This is a genomic window from Pantoea sp. X-Soil-ISGK-355 (assembly GCF_059730805.1).
This window is the reverse complement of sequence record NZ_AP035973.1, coordinates 38,726-58,907: the sequence shown is the minus strand read 5'-3', so window position 1 is coordinate 58,907 and position 20,182 is coordinate 38,726. Positions and strand designations below refer to the sequence as shown.

The window sequence follows — 20,182 nt, the reverse complement described above, 5'->3', positions numbered from 1 at the left end:
TTTTATATACAGCGAAAATCATGAACTTTCATAATCTGAATATAGCAGTACTGGCACTCACCTGTGCTCCATTTTGTACATTCGCAACTAACCTGCAGCAAGCTGCTCAGGCTGCATTGAGCTATGACTCTGCACTACAATCCAGTCAGATGACCAGTGCAGCAGATAAACAAAAATACTGGCAAGGCATGGCCGGAATGCTGCCAACATTAACCCTGGAGGGAAACTGGGATCGTCAGGAACAACCTGATAAGAAATATCAGAGTGGGGTAACCAACCACAGCTACGATCTCAGCGTCAGACAACCGCTGTTTGATATGAGCAAGTATGCCGGATGGCGTAAAGGTGTTGCTATTGCCAACACGGCTGAAGCACAGGCAAAACAGGCTGAAGAGAAGTTACTTAGCGCTATCAGCAATGCTTATTTTACGGTGCTTTATCAGCAGGAAGTTTTGCAGGCCGCAAAAGCCGCCAGTCATAACTTTAAGCAACAAGAGCAAAAACTTCAGACCGGCTTAATCAATGGACAGAATACCCGCACTGAACTGGACGAGGCAAAAGCTAACTACGCTCTGGCACAGGCTAAGGAAATAGAAGCTGGCAATCAGCTATTGCTGGCAGGCGAGGCATTTCGCCGTTTATCAGGTATCAGTCCGGATACTGTAGAACCGGTGAATTTTCAGTGCCTGAAAGCATCGCCCTATTCTTCTCTGACCGATGCAATTAATGCCAGCCAGCAGCGTAATACTGATATTAAAATTGCGCTTTTTCAGAATGATCAGGCAGATGCAGATGTTCTTGCGGCTGACGGCGCACACATGCCCGTGGTCTCGCTCTATGCGCGATACGGCAAGAACTGGAGTCGTAATGACGACGACGACAATATTCTGTATGACGCAATCTTCGGGACGAACTCAAAGAGTAATAACCTGCAATATGGCGTAAACGTTTCTGTTCCGTTGTTTGCCGGCGGCAGTCAGGTTTCACAATCTTTTGAAGCAGCTTATCGTCGTCAGGCAGCAAAGTATTCCACGATGGAAGCACAACGCAAAGCGGCAACCGATACCCGTTCTGCCTGGCTTAGCCTGACCAATGGCAAAGCCTTAATCAGTGCTCAAAAGAATGCCGTCGACTCAGCACGTGAAAAAGTGGTGTCGGTCCAGTATGGCCGTGAAATGGGCTTTCGCACCGTTAACGATGAACTGGATGCTCAGCAAAAATATTACACCGCACTCAAAGATCAGGCTGAAGCACGATTAAGTTATCTCAATGCCCTGATCAATCTGGCGCAAAGCACCGGATCGTTATCACTCGACATGCTGAATTTTTTTCAGTGCCGTTAATCCCTTAATTATGATGAATCTATAAATGGAACAATCACTTTTCCGTCAGGAGGCGCTTGATGCCGCTAACCGGGGTAACCTGGGTATAGTGGCACTTTATTGTCCGCCCTATCGCTGGCTTGTTATTTCTGTGGTGATTTTTATTACTGCCGTTACAGCCCTGTTTTTCATTTTCGGCAGCTATACGAAATATGAATCTTCTACCGGAGAACTGCTGCCTGAGAATGGCATGTTAGTCGTTCCTCCGCCTGTAAGCGCAACCGTAGTGGATATTCCGGTTAAAGAGGGACAACTGGTCAACAAAGATGATGTTCTTATGGTGTTGTCATCCGAAGTCTCCACACAGATGGGACAGACGCGTCAGGTTATCGCCGAAAATCTGGTGGCTCAGCGGGAACGACTTCAGCAGGATCTTCAGACGCTTGCCAAATTACATGACGTCGAAATGAAAGGGTTATCCGACACCATCGCCAGTCTGAAACTCCAGCAGGAACAGCTGAGACTTCAGCTGACACACCGTCGCAAGCAGGTGGCGTTAGCGAAACTGCAACTGGATAAACTCAACGCTATGCACCTGGAAGGGTACGCCTCAAATCGTCAGCTGGAAGAGCAGGAATCCAATCTGCTCGACAGTCAGGCACGTTACCAGGAGTACCAGCGTCAGCTGCTGGACACGTCGCAAAAAATTGTTCAGGCGGAGCAGCAACTACATGAAAAGCCGCTGGATGATGAGAAAAAACGCAACGACATCGAACGGCAACTGGCAGATAACCGTCAGTCAATGGCAGAGAATGAAGCGCGCCGATCAATTGAGCTTCGTGCGCCGAAGAGTGGTTATGTCGGCATGATCATGGTCAAAAATGGTCAGATGCTAAACGCCGGTCAATCGGCAATCGCGATTCTGCCTCACAATACTAATCTTGTTGCCCGCATCATGGTCAATACGCAATCCATTGGCTTTATCCAGCCAGGTCAGCGTGTTGTGCTGCGCTATAAAGCCTTCCCTTACCAAAAATTTGGCCAGCAATATGGCAAGGTGATCGAGGTTTCGCGAACCGCCCTCTCTCCTCAGGAAGTCTCCACCTTAACCGGTAAAAATAATGTTCAGGAACAGCAGTACCGGGTTCTGGTCTCTCTGGATAAACAAACTATTTCTGCTTATTCGCAGAATGAAAAACTGAAGCCAGGTATGGCGCTGGATGCCGACTTTATTGTCGACAAACGTCGTCTCTATGAATGGGTACTGGAGCCGATTTTCGCGCTGGGACACAAAATTTCTCTCTGATTTAGAAGGTCTGTTCTGTGTTGTTATTAGAGAAACTCAATTTTAAATGGTTTAACCGCTTACCGATAATTCGTCAGTCACAGGCAGCCGAGTGTGGGCTGGCTTGTCTTGGCATGGTGGCTAATTATCACGGTCATCAGATCGACATGATCACGTTACGTCGCCAGTTCGCCACATCACTCAAAGGTGCCACTCTGGCAGATGTCATCGCTATGGCACAACAGCTCAATATGACTTCCCGCGCACTGCGAGTAGAAATGGAAGAGCTGTCTAAACTGCGCATGCCCTGCATTCTGCACTGGGAACTGAACCACTTTGTAGTGTTGAAGAAAGTACGCGGCAATAAGATCACCATTCACGATCCCGCGCGCGGGATCCGCGAACTGACATTTAAAGAAGCATCGACCGCCTTCACCGGCGTCGCGCTGGAGTTGGTTCCCTCTTCCACCTTTGAAGTAAAAGAAGAGAAAGAAAGCATCTCCATGATGAAGCTGGTGGGCAGCGTGACGGGGGTAAAGTCTGCCTTTGCTCAGGTGCTCATTCTCTCAATCGCACTGGAGCTATTCGGCGTCCTCGGCCCCTTCTTTATGCAGTGGGTGATGGATATGGTGCTGGTTTCTGCTGACTATTCTTTGCTGTCGCTGCTCGGTGTAGGCTTTATCATGATCGCGCTGTTTCAGACTATCGTTACAGCGTTGCGCTCATGGGTAATGAGCTGGTTCTCAAGCCAGCTCAGTGTGCAGTGGACCGTAAACGTCTGTCACCATATGTTAAAACTGCCGCTGGAATGGTTCGAATCACGCCACGTCGGAGACATTCTCTCTCGTTATGGTTCGCTTAATACCATCCAGAGTACGCTGACTTCCCGTTTCATCAGCACCGTACTGGACGGTGTCATGTCAATCGTCACGGTAGTGATGCTTTTCATCTATAACGCGCAACTGGCGTGGCTGGTCATTGGACTTTTTCTCGCCTATGCACTGCTACGTTTCATGGCTTACGATCCGGTTCGCCGCGCCAATGAAGAACAAATCATCAGCTCGGCCCGTACCCAGTCGTCTCTGCTTGAAACGCTGCGCGGGATCCAGGCAGTTAAAACCAATAATAAACAGGTGCCCCGCCTCTCGGCATACATGAACTTTCTGGTGGATACCACCAATAAAGGCATCGTGATACAGAAGCTCAATATCCTGTTCGGTTCGGCTCAGGGACTGCTAACCTCAGTGGGCCGTGTAGTTCTGGTCTGGCTTGCTGCGCTGCAGGTCCTGGATGGCAACTTCTCTGCCGGTATGCTGACCGCCTTTATCAGCTTTTCCGATCAATTCATGAGTCGTGGTTCAGGTTTGATCAATGCCATCATCGATTTTCGTATGCTGAGAATGCATGGTGAACGCCTGGCCGATATTGTTCTGTCTGAAACAGAAGCCAGTTCTGAGGGCAATCGAGGTCTGGTTAGTAAAGAAACCGACAAGGAGACAGACGTACCTCAGGATATCAGGCTTATCAATATTCGTTTTCGCTATGCGCCGACTGAACCCTGGGTTGTCGATGGTGCGAATCTGGAGATTAAAGCGGGTGAGAGCCTTGCCATCGTGGGGCCATCCGGCCAGGGCAAAACTACGATGGCCAAAATTATTCTTGGCCTGCTACAGCCGGAAGAAGGCACCATCACCGTGGGTGGCATGGACATCACTCAGACCGGACTTGAACATCACCGTAATCGTATTGGCTGCGTAATGCAGGATGACATTCTCTTTTCAGGTTCAATCAGCGAGAACATCAGCTTCTTTGATAACGAGCCCGATCACGCAAAAATTACCCGCGTGGCCCGTCTGGCTCAGATTCATGGCGATATTATGAAAATGCCGATGAATTATCAAAGCCTGGTAGGTGATATGGGCTCGTTTTTATCGGGTGGCCAGTTACAACGTATCCTGCTGGCGCGCGCACTCTATCGTGAACCTAAAATCCTGGTACTGGATGAGGCCACCAGTCATCTGGATATTTATAACGAGGCGCAGATCAACAATGCAATTAAACAGATGAAGATCACCAGAATCATCATTGCACACCGTCCGGAAACTATCCGAAGTGCCGATAAAATCGTCCTGTTAAATAACGGTACGCTCAGCGAAGTCACGGCAGAGCAGTTATTTGGGCAGACAAAAACCCATAATGAAACGGAGATTACCCATGGATAAGACTATTTGCCGCTTCACTGAAGGCACAATTACCTTGCCGGAAGGCTACTGCGAGCGAACACTGAATACGCTGGCTGATACACGATCTGTTCTGCCACCAATCACTATTTCCCGTGATAAGTTAGGCGATCATAACAACCCGGAAGAGTATATCCTTAGCCAGCTCGCTATCCTGCAAAAACAGATGAAAGACTGGCAACAGGAAGCCCATCAGCCAGTGGTTTTGGGGGATAACCTGACTACGGGAATCATGATCAGTTATGACTTCCTGCGACCAGATAATCTTCGTCTTTATCAGAAACAAGCTTTATTCACGCTTAATATGGAAGATATATTGATTTTCTCTCTGTCGAAAGCGAGCCCCATAACCTCTACCGATATGCAGCTTTTCTCAGATACCCTGAAAAGCTTCCGTACCTGGTAATCTGCAGTGTACAGATAAAATAATCCGGAAGAGCATGTGCTCTTCCGGATTGCGTTTCAGCTTTCAGTCGATGCGTTCAGTAACGCTGACAGGTGAAGAGATAGGAGAGCGGCCCGCCAACCAGATAAGCCTTTTTATCGACCCTGATGATATCAAGCTGAAGATAACCAGGATCGAGAGTGATCTCAGCCAGCAGCAGATTAAACACGGCATCCGGCGTTGTATCATTAGTCGAAGTAATAATTTCTCTTATTTTGTAGCGGTAAGTGTCACTATCAATTTTATTACCGGCACTGAGCGCAATACGTCGATTAACCGTTGTTACCTCATCACCAAAAGTTACCTGCCCATTCAGTAATAAATATCCCGAATCTGAATTAATAAAACGTAAATCCTGAGAAACAGCAAACTCAATTTTTTTATTATCGTTGCGACTAAGATCGTAGCGGCTAAATGCTGAGCAGCGGAAAGGCAGCTCGTTTGTCCGGAGTTTAAAATAGTTAATGCCTGCAAAGATCCCCAGCAACAGCATAGCCAGCGTTAACGTCAGCGTAAGAGTGGCTTTTCGTTTCAAAACATTCTCCAGTCAAGATAGTAGAAGTTTTCGCAGGAAACGATATGACCACTGCTGTTCAGGTTACATGTGGAAAGAATGGTCCGGCCATAATCTTTAGTTGTGAATGCCGTGTTTTTATCGAAATAGATGCGCCGACCTGGTACACAGGATTGATTATTCTCTTTAAGCATTTCAAGAATTTGTTTATCCAGTGACTTTTGTTCGAACACATCTAATCCCGGAATAATAACCGCTTCGCAACCGCCTTCCAGTTTGATGTTGCTCATAGAAGCACTCTTTTCAGCAGGCTGATGTACAGTGAAGTACCATAAAGCACTTCCAAGCAGCACCAGCATGATTAGGGCGAACAGGACCTGTCCGAGATTCAGAGCCGATTTTTCAACAACATGCTCTGCGATAACAGGATTGGGTAGCATGGGCTGACTATCTGCGACAGATACCACCTGCTCCGCTGACATTTCATCAGCCTGAACCTGCGTCTCAACAAAAGCCGGAGAGGATTCGCGTTCTATTTTGATTTCAGTATTAAGCCGGATGCCAATTTTCGGAATGGTGATGATCAGGTTTTCACAGCCATACGCTGCAAGCGCTCTGCGCAGAATGCTCAGATACTGATTCAGATTGCTGTTTGATCCGCGCAGACCATATTTATCCCATACTTCGGTCAACAGGGTATCGCGCGACAGTATCTCACCTTCAGAATTCAGTAACTGTTCAAACAGCCGACCCGATGAAATACTCAGGCTCAGCGTTTCCTGAGTGGGAAGATGGCTTAGCGTACAGTCATCTGAATTGTAACTAATCTGATCATCGATAATGTAAATCATTAAGAAATCACTGAATTTGCGCTCATTTCCGACAGTATAATTCAGCTTATTTAAAGAAGCACTAAAGAGACCTGATAACCGGCCTTAAAGGCAAACTCCCCGGAAGAATGCAGGCTTCAGACTCACATTAATACTAATCAGTTAAAACAATATTAGCCTCAACCTCGCCAGCCTGGAACCTGTGCGGGTTAAGTGCGGTCAACCCTCTTAATTTGTTGTGGACCATAGATTTTAATCGCATCACGGCCTAAAATGTGACCATCCCTAACAGTGGTCACTGAATTTTTTAACCCACCTTTAATCTGCCAGGTTCTGACAATGACTCAATCCGTAACAGAAAATGGCACACGAGGCCCGCTCGGGCACAATGTGCGTGATCAGATTGTCGATGCTGCCATGCAGCACTTCGCGCATTATGGTTACGAAAAAACCACCGTCTCCGATCTCGCCCGTGCTATCGGCTTTTCAAAAGCGTATATCTACAAATTTTTTGAATCAAAACAGGCGATTGGTGAAGTGATCTGCTCTACCCGGCTGGCGATGATTATGCAGCACGTCGAAGCCGCGATCGCCGATGCGCCTGGAGCCTCGGAACAACTGCGGCGACTGTTCCGCACGCTTTCTGTCACCGGCACTGAACTCTTTTTTCACGAACGTAAACTGTATGACATTGCTGCCGTCGCGTCACGTGACCGATGGCCGTCAGCAATGGCACACGAAGTGCGACTAACGAACCTGATCCAGCAGATCCTGCGACGGGGTCGTGAATCCGGTGAGTTTGAACGTAAAACCCCGGCAGACGAAGCGGCGGAGGCAATCTATCGGGTGATCAAACCCTATGCCAGTCCGGTACTGCTGCAATACAGCCTTGATGACGCTGAAGAAGCCTCTGCCCAACTGGCAGCGCTGGTCTTACGTAGCCTTGCGCCCTGAGCATTGCGCACGCTGTGACTATTGACTTATTTAGTCACAAGATCAACGATAGTACTCTGTCTGGTTATCGCTCAGGATTCTGATGCTGATAAGCTTATCTCTGTCTGCTGTATTACATCCCTGCGTTCATCTATCGCACCACCCTACGCAGCGTCTCACTCTTCGCGCTTCAGGCGTATATCCATCGTCTGCGGCAGCATTTCAATCACTGTCCGGACTTTCTACGGGAGTAATCCAATGAGTCACTTAGCCTCATCACAACGCATTGTCATTACCGGCGCGGGCATCGTCTCGCCACTGGGTTGTGGCGTTGAAACCGTCTGGCGGCGATTAACGGCAGGGGAATCAGGTATACGTACCCTGCCCGATACGCTTACTGCTGGCACCGGTATTTCAGTAGGTGGCAGCGTGCCGGGCATCAATGAAGATCCGCTGGCAGGTTACGACCCGGAGGCGTTCATTGCGCCGAAAGAGCGTAAAAAGATGTCGCGCTTTATCGAATTCGCGCTGCTGGCAGCAGAAGAAGCGCTGAATCAGGCGGGCTGGCATCCTGAAGATGAGGCGGCGCGTGAACGTACCGCGACGATTATTGCTTCAGGCGTCGGCGGCTTTGGTGCGATTGCCGACGCGGTGCGCACTACCGACGCGCGCGGTCCGCGCAGGCTCTCACCTTTTACAGCGCCTTCGTTTCTGGCCAACATGGCCGCCGGTCATGTCTCGATCAAACACCGTTTCACCGGTCCGCTGGGTGCGCCCGTTACTGCCTGTGCGGCGGGGGTCCAGGCGATTGGTGATGCAGCCAGGCTGATCAGAAGCGGTGAAGCGGACATTGCTATTTGCGGCGGCTCAGAAGCGGCGCTGGATCGCGTCACGCTGGGCTGTTTCGCGGCTGCACGTGCGCTATCTGTGGGCTATGAAGATCAGCCGCACCATGCCTCACGTCCGTTTGATCGTGACAGAAACGGCTTTGTGATGGCCGAAGGTGCAGGCCTGCTGGTGATTGAGTCACTGGCCCATGCCGAAGCACGCGGCGCGACACCGCTGGCGGAGATTGTCGGCTATGGCACCAGCGCCGATGCATACCACTTAACCGCGGGTCCGGAGGATGGCAGCGGGGCTGCGAGGGCGATGAGAACCGCCCTGCGCCAGGCGGGCATCAGCCCGGAGGATGTCCAGCATATCAACGCGCATGCAACCTCAACGCAGGTTGGCGATCACGGCGAGCTGGCGGCTATTCGCGCAGTGTTTGGCGATGATTCACCGGTCGCGATCGCCTCAACCAAATCCGCCACCGGCCATCTGCTGGGTGCGGCAGGCGGCATTGAGGCGATATTCACCCTGATGGCGCTGCGCCAGCAGATTATTCCGCCGACGCTGAACCTCCATCATCCTGATGAAGCCGCAGGCAATCTGGACCTGGTGGCACTCAATGCACGTCCCACCGCGCTAACTTATGCCATGTCGAACGGATTTGGTTTTGGTGGCGTCAACGCCAGTCTCCTGCTGCGTACGTGGCAATGACTGCAGAGTGACAATTAAGCCCGCGCTGCCAGACACCCTCTCAGCGCGGGTAATACATCAGACGTTCTGAAAAAGCGTACACAGCTATTCCCAGTGTCCTGTGTTTATCAAAACACCCTCTGTACACCACTCACTTTATAAATCTGTACCTTTCCTGACAAAATTGCCGTTGCCTGGCCGTCAGCCCTTTTCTTTCAGCACTACAATTAATCGGATGAAAACAACTTCAGAGAACGTTGATGAAAATTGCAGCCTTCGATATTGGTGGTACCTCTTTAAAAATGGGTGTGATTGACGATCAGGGAAATATTCTGACCAGCGATAGTGCTGATATTTCCCATAACGCACGCGATAAAATACTTGATGAGATCCTGGCCTGGCTGGAGAAAAATCCCGGTTGTGCGGGTATTGCCGTCAGCACACCTGGGTATATTGATACAGACGCCGGTTATATTGCCATGGGCGGCACCATACGTGACTTTGACGAGTTTCATCTGAGCCAGTGGCTGACAGAAAAAACGTCTCTGCCTGCTACCGTCGAAAACGATGCACACTGTGCGCTGCTGGCGGAAAAGTGGCTGGGGAAAGCAAAAAAGCTCAACGATTTCCTGATGCTGACAATAGGCACCGGGTTAGGCGGAGCGGCCTTTTGCAATGGCGCCCTGATTCGGGGTGGACGCAACCGGGCTGGCGAGTTTGGTTGCCTGCTGACTTCGCGCCCCACCAGCAGTAATATTGAACGCCACACCATGAGCCAGAGCTGTACCATGACGGCTCTTCGGGAGAATTACAGCCAGCTCATCGAAAAATCTTCCGACGACGTCACGGGTAAAGATGTCTTTGACGCATACGATCGCAAAGAAGAAGCCGCGCAGCAGGTGGTGAATAAATTCTACCAGGATCTTGCAGCCTGCTTATATAACCTGTTCAGCGTATTCGACCCGCAGATGGTATTTATCGGCGGGGGAATTACTGAGCGCGAACCTTTCCTCGAGGAACTGGCAGAGCAGCTGGCAAAATATGATCCTGATATCCGCATAAATGCCGCGACCTACGGCAACGACTCCGGCATGCTGGGCGCAACCTGGAATTTCCTGCAGCGCCAGCCAGAAGAAAATGGCTTGTAGTTCAGGGCTTATGCAGGTTACTCCTTTCTGATAATTATGATGATTTATCTGGTGCGGTATTTAAAACGATAACCCGGTCATGACCGGGTTTACTCTTGTTTATATTAGTGTCGTATTTGCGCCAGATCGTCTGACGTCAGGCCAGTCATTTCTAAGACAGTTTTACGATCAAGGCCGTTTTGTAGCATAGTGCGCGCAATTTTCAGGGTAGCTTCACGCTGTCCTTCAGTACGACCTTTCTCAATACCACGCCGCACACCAAGCTCGATACCTTCTGCGCGCCCTTTTTCGATCCCTTTTTGTTCAAGCTGCTGTGCGATGGTCATCAGTGCGCCTCCGTGTTGTGGCACCCGCTGTGCCAGTTCGCGAACGAAAGCTTCGTAGTCAGCTGACTCACCAGCCTGCAGTAAATAGTGTATCAGCGTCATCACCTGGGGTGAAGAAAGATAATCGGCCATGAATAGCGTGACCAGATGGTCAGTCAGGCTTGCAATGTCGCGTTGATGAATATGTTTCTGTAAAAGCGTCAGGGCGGCCATACTGCGATGAGTCATGATCTCGTCATCCGGGATGACCGTAATGTCCACCAGCGGGAAGGCGCCTCTATAAAGACTTTCCGCCACTACCGGATCATCAAATTCGTCGAACCAGCGGGTCGACCACGGATAGGGAGTGCGCTTACCGGTATAGAACAATACAGGTATGACTAAAGGCAGCTTTTTATGGCCAGCTTCAAGGTGGCGCTGCATAGCAGCTACCGCATAACGTATCAGGCGGAATGCCATATGCCTGTCAGGGGTGGATGGGTGTTCAATCAGAACATGAATATATCCGTCACCGGTTGAGGTTCTGAGGCTATATAAAACGTCACCGAAGTATTGACGCAAATCGTCTTCAACAAATGATCCGGACTCAAGCTTCAGTGTGGTGAGATCGCAGATTTTAAGCATTTCTCCGGAAGGTGGATCTGCATAAAATCTCTGGCAACATCCGGATGCGTAAGAAACTGTCGAAAAGTAGCATCATGAGGTGTAGCACTATTTTTATTTTTCATCAGTTCAGCCCCTGTAAATTCCATGCGCTGCTTCCACAGCGAAGAGGCTATCTTAATGGATCAGATTTTAATTTATAATATTTAAATCTTGCTCAAGTTATATAGATCAACCACACCCATGCTCTTTTAAAAAATTTATTAGCAAGATGAATTACGAGGCAATCTAAATTAATCACCTTGATCAATTTATATAGCGATAATTAAAAAATCCGGATGTACCCGAAACTTCTTACGCTGACCATTAATGTCTGAACAGCTTTACGAAAAGTTAATTTTCTATTTAAGTCACGGCATAACCAGCCCGATCACGCTGTTTATACCGCCCGCTCCCTATCCCCGTCCCGGCGCATCCAACAGGCTAAGCGCCACGCCTGTCAGGGTATAGACCACTACATACAATAAAATCAGTGCCGCAAGCAAAAGACGGTGGCTGCGCATCTCACTTTTCTTCATGGTGCCATTCAGAAGGTGTAGCTCAATGCCAGGGTGGCCGATGCGCCGTTGTGCCGTGCAACAATGGGGCTATCTGAAGCATGCTTATCCAGCCAGCTGTAGTCACCGATCACGCTGGCGGCCCAGGCAGGCGTGAACTGATGACTCCAGGTCAGGCTGGTGTCGGTGCCATAAAATCCCCCCGCGGCGTCGTAGCGTTCAAACCCGCTACGTGCACTCTGCCTACTGCTCACGCCATACCAGGTATTCATATAACGCGCATCGCCAGCCAGACCTGCCACCTGCAGTGCCACCGTATCCTCCTGGGTCTGCCAGGGGATCAGGGTCACAGACGTCCGGTATTGCGCGCCCTGACTATCACTTAATGGCAGCGTCGCTTTGCCCTCCAGCACCAACCACGGCGTTACCGACCATCCCAGCGCCAGCGCGGTGTTCATTGTTGCGTCGATATTCCCCATGCCCCTGAGCCGGTCATCACCGTCGCGCCACGATGAATTACGGTCAGAGCGACCCAGCCCGTAGCCCAGCGTATGTTCCAGATAAAGGCCGTTATCCGCCTGCAGATCGTAGCCAATGCCTTTCTGTGAGTCTAAAAAGAAGGCGCCATCGCGCGCCTGGATCACCGGCATCAGCTGCCAGTGCTGCTTATCGGCGCCGCTATAGCGTGGTGCATTGATACCTGCGATGCCCAGCGTGGCGCTTGGGGGCGGCGTAGTCTCATCAGCCATGGCAGTCGCGGCACAGAATCCTAGCGAAAAACAGACCATGTGCAGCGTTATTTTTCCGGTTATCATCACGTTTCCTCATTATCACATCAGGTGCGGAGCTGAGGGGTTCAGAGCCGCGTCAATAGCCGGAGTATGCGGGGCGAGTGTCAATTAACGACCAGGGATTTATGAAGAAACAGTCAAGGTGATCCGAAAATGCAGTCAAAACGTGTACTGATTATTGAAGATGATGCTGATGCGGCGGGTGTACTCGAGGCCTACCTGAAACGTGAAAATTATGAGGTCATGATTGCCGGTGACGGACCCGGCGGGCTGGAAACTGCAGGACGCTGGCCGCCCGATCTGATCCTGCTGGATATTATGCTGCCCGGCATGAACGGCACCGAAGTGCTGGCCGCGCTGCGGCGGCGTGACGATACCCCGGTAATCATGGTGACGGCGATGGGTGACGCGCCGGACCGCATCGGTGCCCTGCGCTATGGCGCAGATGACTACGTGGTCAAACCCTATCATCCGGGCGAAGTGGTGGCGCGCGTTCAGGCCGTGCTGCGCCGCAGCCAGAGTCATGCGCCCGCCGCAGAATCGCTACGTTGGGCGGGTTTGGTGGTTGATCCGCTGGCACTCACCGCCGTGGTAGAGTGTGACAGTGATGCACCGCGCCGCCTCGATCTGACGCCCACCGAATTTTCCCTGCTGGTCACCCTGATGCGTGCGCCGACGCGGCCTTTTACCCGCCTGTTTCTGCTGGAGCATTGTCTGCCGGAAAGCGATGCACTGGAGCGTGTAGTCGATACCCACGTCTATAACCTGCGCCGTAAACTGGAGGCTGCAGGCATCTCAGACGTCTTACCGGCGGTTCGCAGCGTCGGTTACCGGTTCAGACAGCCATGAAGAACAATACGCATACCTCACTGTGGCGCTGGATCTGCATCCGGGTGCTGTTTCTGGCCATCGGCAGCGTGATCCTGATCGCCGCCTGTATGTGGCTGCGCTTTGCGGTGCAGGCGTTCTGGGTCTACTACCGGATGCCGCCCGCGCTGCTTGATGAGTTCACACAGCTACGCCATCATCCCGCCAGCGATCCGGCGCGCTTTCATCAGATTGTCGATCAGTGGTGGGGGATCAACTTTTCCGATCCTTCGCTGGCATCATCTGACTGGCTGATCGTGCTGATCCTGGTGGTGGTCACCATCCCGTTTATGGTGATGATGGCGCTGCGTTTCGCCCGTCCGCTATCGGCGCAGTTCAGCCAACTGGCGACGGCGGCGCGTGCGGTGTCGAAAGGCGAATTTGGCCGGACGGCGGCGGTAGTGAAAGAAGCCCCGCAGGAACTGGTGCGATTTACCGAAGATTTTAACCAGATGACGCAGCAGCTGGCGCGTTACGAGCGAGAGCTACGCACCTCGCATGTGGCGATGGCACACGAACTTCGCTCGCCACTGACGGCGGCGATCGGCCGCCTGCAGGGCATTCTGGATGGCGTCTTCCCTGCCGAGCCGCAGCAGCTGGCAATGATCATGAAGCAACTGACACAGCTCAGCCGCCTCACAGACGAACTGCATCTCTTGTCGCTGGCGGATGCCGGGCAGCTTACTCTCAACCGCGAGTGGTTTAATCTCAGCGAGTTACTACGCGAGCGCTCCGGCTGGCTTCTGCCGCAGGCAGAACAGGCGGGGATTGCCATCAGCGTGACATCACCCAACGATCTGCGGCTGTATGCCGATACCTTCCGGCTGGGCCAGGTGGTGACCATCATTTGTGAAAATGCGCTGCGCTATGCTGCCGACGGTGGCGCGTTGCTGATCACCGCCAGCCAGAACGATAAGGCGATCATAATGACCTTCCGCGATTATGGTCAGGGTGTGGAGCCGGACTTCCTGCCGCAATTGTTTGACCGCTTTACCCGTGCTGACTCTTCACGCGCCCGCCACTCCGGCGGCAGCGGTCTGGGACTGTCAATCGCCAAAGCGATCGTCGAGGCGCACGGCGGATCGCTTTACGCCACGCTACCCGCCGACGGCGGTCTGTTGATCGGGATAACGCTGCCGGCGAGATAAATTGTTCTGGCTTGACCATTTCTTGATGGTTCATGGAACATTTCTGGACACAGGCCGGGTTCAATGAGCACAACTCATTAAAGGAACCCGGTTATGACAGACTTCTTATCGGATGCTGCCCGCCAGGTGTGGCGTCATCTCTTCAGTGTTCACATCTTCGCGCCAATCGTGTTCGTGCTGCTCGGCATATTCATCATGACCGGCTGCCGGGACAACAATGTTGCCCCGCCAGCCGCCCCGCGCCGCCCGGTCAAAACGATGATCGCCCCGCCGCTCAGCAGTGACGCGTCACGCGTGCTGACTGGCGAAATCCGCGCTCATGAAGAGGTCGCGCTGGCCTTCAGGCTGGATGGCCGGGTGGTGAACCGCGCGGTTGAGCTGGGCGATCATGTCAGCGCCGGGCAACTGCTGGCCGCGCTGGAAAACGATCAGCCTCGTAATCAGCTGAGCAGCGCGCGGGCCGATCTCGACAGCGCCCGCGCCGCCGAACGGGTCGCCGCGCTTAACCTGCATCGGATGCGGCTGCTGATGCCCGGTGGGGCCATTGCCCGCAGCCAGCTGGACAGTGCCCTGGCGGACTGGCAGAGTGCGCAGTCCCGCTGCCTTAGCAGCGAAGCGGCGCTGAAAAATGCCCAGGATAACCTCAGCTGGACTCAGCTGACTGCGCCGGCAGCAGGCCGGATCACCGCCATCACGGTTCAGCCCGGTCAGGTGGTCAGCGCCGGACAGACTGTCATGACGCTGGCAGCCGGTGATGCACGCGATGCCGTGTTTGACCTGACAACACCTGCTCTGTTGCGAGCTGACGACCGGACTGCGCTGAAGGTGACGTTGCTCGCTGACCCGGGCATCCAGGCCAGTGGCACGATACGTGACATCAGCCCGCAGGCCGATTCACAGACCCGTACCTGGCGGCTGCGCATCTCAATGAATCAGCCATCGGAGGCGATGGCTCTGGGAGCCACCGTCACCGTCACGCTTCCCGATGCGCAACCGCCGGTCATCGCCCTGCCCGCCAGCGCCCTGACCCGCTTCGCAGATAAGCCCGCGCTGCTGGTGGTTGATGCGGCGTCACGCCTGCAGCTTCGTCCGGTAGTGCTGGCCCGCTTCAGCGCACAGCAAATCTTTGTCTCTGCCGGGATCCGGCCAGGTGAGCGCGTTGTTACCGCTGGCGTCGGCACCCTGCAGCCCGGTGAAAAAGTGACGCTGGCTCCGGAGGGCTCATGAAAAAAATGACTGGCTTTAACCTCTCCGGCTGGGCGCTGGCGCATCAGCAGCTGGTGATCTTTTTCATGTTGCTGGTGATGGCGGCGGGTGTGCTGAGTTATGAACGCCTGTCACGCAATGAAGACCCAGCGTTTACTATCAAAACCGCCGTAATATCTGCCCAATGGCCCGGCGCTGACGTGAATACCACCGTGCAACTGCTGACTGACGTGCTGGAACAGAAGGTGCAGGAGATCCCGTCGCTGGATGCGGTCGAGAGCGAAACCCGCGCCGGACAAACCGTCATCTATGTCAACCTGCGCGATGACACGCCGCCCTCTCAGGTGGCCGGCATCTGGTATCAGCTGCGTAAAAAGATGCATGACGTTGCCCCTTCACTGCCCCAGGGCGTGCAGGGTCCTGCCGTTAACGACGAGTTTGACGACACCTTTGGCACCATTTATGGCTTCACGGCAGAAGGTTTTACCGCCAGAGAGCTACGCGATCGGGTCGATAACCTGCGTCGCAATCTGGCCAGTCTGCCCGACATCGGTAAAACCAGCCTGTTGGGTGTACAGGAGCAGCAGGTGGTTATCGCCTTTTCCCCGCGCAAGCTGAACGGCATGGGCCTTGATTTACAGCAGGTCAGCGACGCCATTAAAGCCCAGAACGATGTCGTCCCGGCGGGCAGCCTGCGTACCGACCGCGAGAATATTGCGCTTCGGGTCAGCGGCACCCTGACCTCGGTTGAAAGCCTGAAAGCAATTACCCTGCATATCGGTGAGCGTTTTATCCCGCTGAACGATCTGGCGACCATCAGCCTGCAACCTGCTGAACCGCCGACGCCCACCTTTAGGGTCAACGGCGTGCCGGCTATCGGGCTGGCGATCTCCATGGCCGCCAGCGGCAATATGCTCGATTTCGGTAAACAGCTTAACCAGCGCATGCAGACACTGGCCGGACAGTTACCACACGGCATCACCATGACTCGCATAGCCGATCAGTCTTCCGTGGTGAAACAAGCGGTCAGCGGCTTTGTCCGGATACTGGGCGAAGCGGTTGTCATCGTGTTAGCTGTCTCCTTCGTTTCGCTGGGACTCCGTGCCGGTCTGGTCGTGGCGGCGGCTATTCCGCTGGTGCTGGCGATGACCTTTACCGGCATGTTGCTGGCGGGCATCGGGCTGCAGCGCATCTCGCTGGGCGCGCTGATTATTGCGCTCGGGCTGCTGGTGGATGACGCCATGATCACCGTCGAGGCGATGGTGGCGCGACTCGAAGCGGGCGACAGTAAGTGGCAGGCCGCGACGTATGCATTCAAAACCACCGCCTTTCCGATGCTGACCGGTACGCTGGTCATGATCGCCGGTTTTATTCCGGTCGGGTTTGCCGCGTCCAGTGCCGGGGAGTATTGCTACTCACTGTTTGTGGTGATTACCCTGGCGCTGCTCTGCTCGTGGGTGGTTGCGATCATCTTCTCGCCGCTCACCGGCTGCTGGCTGCTGTCAGCGAAGCGCATCAAAACCCACCAGCCGCCGGGCTTAATGACGCGCGGCTATCACGGGCTGCTGGAGGTGATTCTGCGCCACCCGCTGATGACGATTGGCGCGGCGCTGACGGTCCTGCTGGTCAGCCTTTACGCCACCACCTTTATGCAGGGTGAATTTTTCCCGGCGTCAGACCGCCCTGAATTGCTGGTCAGCCTGACGCTGCCCGCCAGCGCGGCCCAGGCGGAAACCACGCGCCGTACTGCACAGCTGGAACAGATGCTGCGCAGCGATCGGGATGTCGCAAACTTCACCAGTTACGTCGGCTCTGGCGCAATACGCTTCTATCTGCCGATGGATGTGCTGCTGGATAATGAAAACATCGCGCAGCTGGTGGTGATGGCGAAAAGTCTGGCGGTACGCGATCGGCTGCGCAGCAGGCTGGAGAAGAAACTGGCCGCGGATTTCAGTGATATCACGACGCGCGTCTCGCCGCTGGAGCTGGGTCCGCCGGTGGGCTGGCCGCTGAAATATCGCATCACCGGCCCGGACAATGCCCGGGTGCGGCAGGCTGCCAGTGATCTGGCAGCGCTGATCGCCCGCTCTCCGCTGACCCGCGAGGTCAATCTCACCGCCGGGGAACCGGAACGGGTCATGACGCTGGCGGTAAACCAGACCGCCGCCCGCGCCGCCGGCCTGTCGTCCGACACCATCGCCTCCGCGCTGAACACCCTGATGTCCGGCAGCGTGGTGACTACCCTGCGCGATCGCAACCGGCTGATTGATGTGGTGCTGCGCAGCAATAATACGGAACGGCAGAACACGGAGACGCTGGAAGGAATGATGATCACCAACGCCAGCGGACAGAAAATTCCGTTGCGCCAGGTAGCGACCCTGAACTGGGGCGTGGATGATCCGGTGATCTGGCGCCGTCAGCGACTCTCATACATTACCGTGCAGACCGATATTGCACCGGGTCAGCGGGCTGAGCAGGTCTCGCAACAGCTCGCACCTGATGTCGCCGCCCTGCACGCCTCACTGCCAGCCGGATACGGTATTGAGGAAGGAGGCGTGGCGGCGGAGTCGGACAAAGGCAATGGTTCGGTGTTTGCCCTGCTGCCAGTAACGATCTGCGCCATGCTGGTCCTGCTGATGATTCAGCTGCAACGCTTCTCAGGCATGTTGCTGGCGCTGAGTATGGCCCCGTTTGGCCTGCCCGGCATCGTATCTGCGATGCTGCCGGCTGGCACACCGCTGGGATTTGTGGCGCTGCTGGGGATTATTGCGCTGGCGGGGATCATCATCCGCAACGCGGTGATTATGATCAGTGAAGTGGATGCGAACAGCCGCGCCGGCCTGCCAGATGATGACGCTATCCGGCAGGCCGCGCATCACCGGGCGCGTCCCATTCTGCTGACCGCCTGTGCTGCGATCCTCGGCATGATCCCCATCGCCCATCAGGTTTTCTGGGGGCCGATGGCGCTGGCGATTATTGGCGGTCTGGTCAGCGGCACGCTGGTGACACTCACGGTGCTGCCCGCCGCGTTAAGTCTGCTCATGCAGCGACGTTCAGGTTAAAACTGTCGCATAAAAACGCCCGGCGATCCCGTGCTGAGAGCCGCGGCCTCGCCGGACGCGTTCAGTTCATCACCTCGACCAGAATCAGCGGGCACTTTCTGACTTTGCAGGCCTGACTGTAGGCCAGTGAGCAGACCGAACAGAGGTCGCGCACGTCAGACTGGTACTCATACTCCATGAAATAGCGGAACTGGCCGCCCGCCGAATCTGTTCTCCAGAATCGCTGCGGCTCCAGAATTTCATCCAGTTGCCTGAATGTCAGGGCTGACGGGTTGTGATACCCGACTCTTACGCGGTATGTAGTCATGCACCGATTATTCGCATCCCGGCCACGGGCCGCCAGTTGGTTATTGTTTTCAGTTCAATAGCTGGCGCTTATCAACCCGCTTCGTCTGGTGTCGCAGGCGGTTCGGCCAGCAGCGCCAGCAGATGCAGCACCGCTTTTGATGGATGATGCCGACGCCAGGCAAAGGCAACATCAGTAAACAGCGTGTTGTTTTCGATATCGCAGAAGCTGACCTCCGGGTTATCGACGCAGCGCAGCGACTCTGGCACCAGCGCAATCCCGCAGCCTGCCGCCACCATACCCAGCGATGTGGTGATCTGTGGCGCCTGCTGAAAAGTGTGACGGGAAAAGCCGGCCCGCAGGCAGGCCGTGACAATCAGCTCATACAGGCTAGGCGAAACGTCGCGCGGGAAGATTATCAGGGTTTCATCCGCCAGCGCGGACAACGCGACTGTTGGCGTACCGCTTAGAGGATGGCAGCGCGGCAGTGCTATCAGCATCTTCTCGGTGGAGATCACGCGCAGATTAAACGCTTTGCTGCTTTCGCACGGCAGCCGGATAAAGGCAGCATCCAGTAACCCCTCCTGCAGATCCTGCATCAGCAACGACATGTTCTCTTCACGCGTCAGCAGCTCCATCGCCGGATAGCGTTCCGTAAACTGCCGGATAAGGGTGAAGATGCGCGGATTAAACGCCACCGAGCTGGCAAACCCCAGCGACAGCTGACCGCTGATCCCGCGGGCAATACCTCGCGCGTTCTCCAGCGCCTGATCGGCCAGTTGGACAATTTGCTGCGCATCCGCCAGAAACGCTTCTCCCGCTTCAGTAAGTTCCACTCCGCGCGTCAGCCGTTTCAGCAGCGGTGTGCCAATCTCCTGCTCCAGCCGCAGTATCTGCTGGCTCAGGGGTGGCTGAGAAATCCCCAGCATTTCAGCGGCTCGGGTGAAGTGAAGCGTCTCGGCTACGGCAACAAAATAACGCAGGTGGCGCAGTTCCATATCAAAAACGTCTCAAAGTTAACAGGTTTCGCTATTGGACCCACCGACTGAATCGGTTCACCATTAGGTTAACACGGCTTAACGGTTAATCGATGAGGCA

At 54.0% G+C, this 20,182-nt stretch carries 16 protein-coding genes and 1 pseudogene; 11 read left to right on the top strand and 6 right to left on the bottom strand.

Annotation, left to right across the window (positions count from 1 at the left end):
- Positions 1-20 precede the first annotated feature (20 nt).
- The 4 genes from AC6I8J_RS21515 to AC6I8J_RS21500 are packed head-to-tail and all read left to right on the top strand — an operon-like array spanning position 21 to position 5,253.
- The gene (locus tag AC6I8J_RS21515; protein ID WP_161736323.1) at positions 21-1,343 is read left to right on the top strand and encodes a TolC family outer membrane protein; all 1,323 of its coding nucleotides are present in this window, start codon (positions 21-23) and stop codon (positions 1,341-1,343) included.
- A gap of 25 nt (positions 1,344-1,368) precedes the next feature.
- Complete coding sequence (locus tag AC6I8J_RS21510) at positions 1,369-2,628, top strand: HlyD family secretion protein (protein ID WP_161736322.1); 1,260 nt, start codon at positions 1,369-1,371, stop codon at positions 2,626-2,628.
- Positions 2,629-2,645: 17 nt separating this feature from the next.
- Positions 2,646-4,829, top strand: a complete 2,184-nt coding sequence (locus AC6I8J_RS21505) for a peptidase domain-containing ABC transporter (RefSeq protein ID WP_161736321.1) — start codon at positions 2,646-2,648, stop codon at positions 4,827-4,829.
- Positions 4,822-5,253 carry a DcrB-related protein gene (locus tag AC6I8J_RS21500; RefSeq protein WP_161736320.1) on the top strand — a complete coding sequence of 144 codons (432 nt, stop codon included), beginning with the start codon at positions 4,822-4,824 and terminating at the stop codon, positions 5,251-5,253. The genes AC6I8J_RS21505 and AC6I8J_RS21500 overlap by 8 nt, the downstream gene beginning before the upstream one ends.
- Before the next feature lie 76 nt (positions 5,254-5,329).
- Here AC6I8J_RS21500 and AC6I8J_RS21495 read toward each other — a convergent pair whose 3' ends face one another.
- Together AC6I8J_RS21495 and AC6I8J_RS21490 are read right to left on the bottom strand one after the other, a co-directional pair.
- Positions 5,330-5,827 (bottom strand): FidL-like protein, encoded by a 498-nt coding sequence (locus AC6I8J_RS21495; RefSeq protein WP_161736319.1) that lies wholly within the window; start codon positions 5,825-5,827, stop codon positions 5,330-5,332.
- Positions 5,824-6,657, bottom strand: coding sequence for a winged helix-turn-helix domain-containing protein (locus AC6I8J_RS21490; RefSeq protein WP_497825864.1), 834 nt, complete (start codon positions 6,655-6,657; stop codon positions 5,824-5,826). The genes AC6I8J_RS21495 and AC6I8J_RS21490 overlap by 4 nt, the downstream gene beginning before the upstream one ends.
- Positions 6,658-6,975: 318 nt before the next feature.
- Between AC6I8J_RS21490 and AC6I8J_RS21485 the strand changes: the two genes are divergently transcribed.
- The 3 genes from AC6I8J_RS21485 to AC6I8J_RS21475 all read left to right on the top strand — a co-directional run bounded on the left by AC6I8J_RS21485 (position 6,976) and on the right by AC6I8J_RS21475 (position 10,238).
- Positions 6,976-7,590 (top strand): TetR/AcrR family transcriptional regulator, encoded by a 615-nt coding sequence (locus AC6I8J_RS21485; protein ID WP_161736317.1) that lies wholly within the window; start codon positions 6,976-6,978, stop codon positions 7,588-7,590.
- A gap of 237 nt (positions 7,591-7,827) precedes the next feature.
- Positions 7,828-9,111, top strand: a complete 1,284-nt coding sequence (gene fabF, locus AC6I8J_RS21480) for a beta-ketoacyl-ACP synthase II (RefSeq protein ID WP_497825863.1) — start codon at positions 7,828-7,830, stop codon at positions 9,109-9,111.
- 239 nt (positions 9,112-9,350) lie between these two features.
- Positions 9,351-10,238 (top strand): ROK family protein, encoded by an 888-nt coding sequence (locus tag AC6I8J_RS21475; RefSeq protein WP_253418603.1) that lies wholly within the window; start codon positions 9,351-9,353, stop codon positions 10,236-10,238.
- Between the two features lie 104 nt (positions 10,239-10,342).
- Here the strand turns inward: AC6I8J_RS21475 and AC6I8J_RS21470 are convergent.
- Positions 10,343-11,292: pseudogene (locus AC6I8J_RS21470) on the bottom strand (Rpn family recombination-promoting nuclease/putative transposase).
- A gap of 461 nt (positions 11,293-11,753) precedes the next feature.
- Positions 11,754-12,539, bottom strand: coding sequence for a MipA/OmpV family protein (locus tag AC6I8J_RS21465; protein ID WP_440829917.1), 786 nt, complete (start codon positions 12,537-12,539; stop codon positions 11,754-11,756).
- Between the two features lie 129 nt (positions 12,540-12,668).
- On the opposite strand from AC6I8J_RS21465, the gene AC6I8J_RS21460 reads away from it, so the two are divergent.
- The 4 genes from AC6I8J_RS21460 (at position 12,669) to AC6I8J_RS21445 (ending at position 18,798) form a co-directional block, all read left to right on the top strand.
- Positions 12,669-13,364, top strand: coding sequence for a response regulator (locus AC6I8J_RS21460; protein WP_497825862.1), 696 nt, complete (start codon positions 12,669-12,671; stop codon positions 13,362-13,364).
- Positions 13,361-14,530, top strand: a complete 1,170-nt coding sequence (locus tag AC6I8J_RS21455; protein WP_161736312.1) for a sensor histidine kinase — start codon at positions 13,361-13,363, stop codon at positions 14,528-14,530. Before AC6I8J_RS21460 ends, AC6I8J_RS21455 begins: the two co-directional genes overlap by 4 nt.
- 93 nt (positions 14,531-14,623) lie before the next feature.
- Positions 14,624-15,757 (top strand): efflux RND transporter periplasmic adaptor subunit, encoded by a 1,134-nt coding sequence (locus AC6I8J_RS21450; protein WP_497825861.1) that lies wholly within the window; start codon positions 14,624-14,626, stop codon positions 15,755-15,757.
- Positions 15,754-18,798, top strand: coding sequence for an efflux RND transporter permease subunit (locus tag AC6I8J_RS21445; RefSeq protein WP_497825860.1), 3,045 nt, complete (start codon positions 15,754-15,756; stop codon positions 18,796-18,798). The genes AC6I8J_RS21450 and AC6I8J_RS21445 overlap by 4 nt, the downstream gene beginning before the upstream one ends.
- Positions 18,799-18,859: 61 nt before the next feature.
- Here the strand turns inward: AC6I8J_RS21445 and AC6I8J_RS21440 are convergent, their stop codons facing one another.
- The gene (locus AC6I8J_RS21440) at positions 18,860-19,105 is read right to left on the bottom strand and encodes a hypothetical protein (protein ID WP_013356609.1); all 246 of its coding nucleotides are present in this window, start codon (positions 19,103-19,105) and stop codon (positions 18,860-18,862) included.
- A 71-nt stretch (positions 19,106-19,176) separates the two neighbouring features.
- Positions 19,177-20,082: a LysR family transcriptional regulator gene (locus tag AC6I8J_RS21435; protein WP_161736309.1), complete on the bottom strand. Its 906-nt coding sequence runs from the start codon at positions 20,080-20,082 to the stop codon at positions 19,177-19,179.
- Between the last annotated feature and the right edge of the window lie 100 nt (positions 20,083-20,182).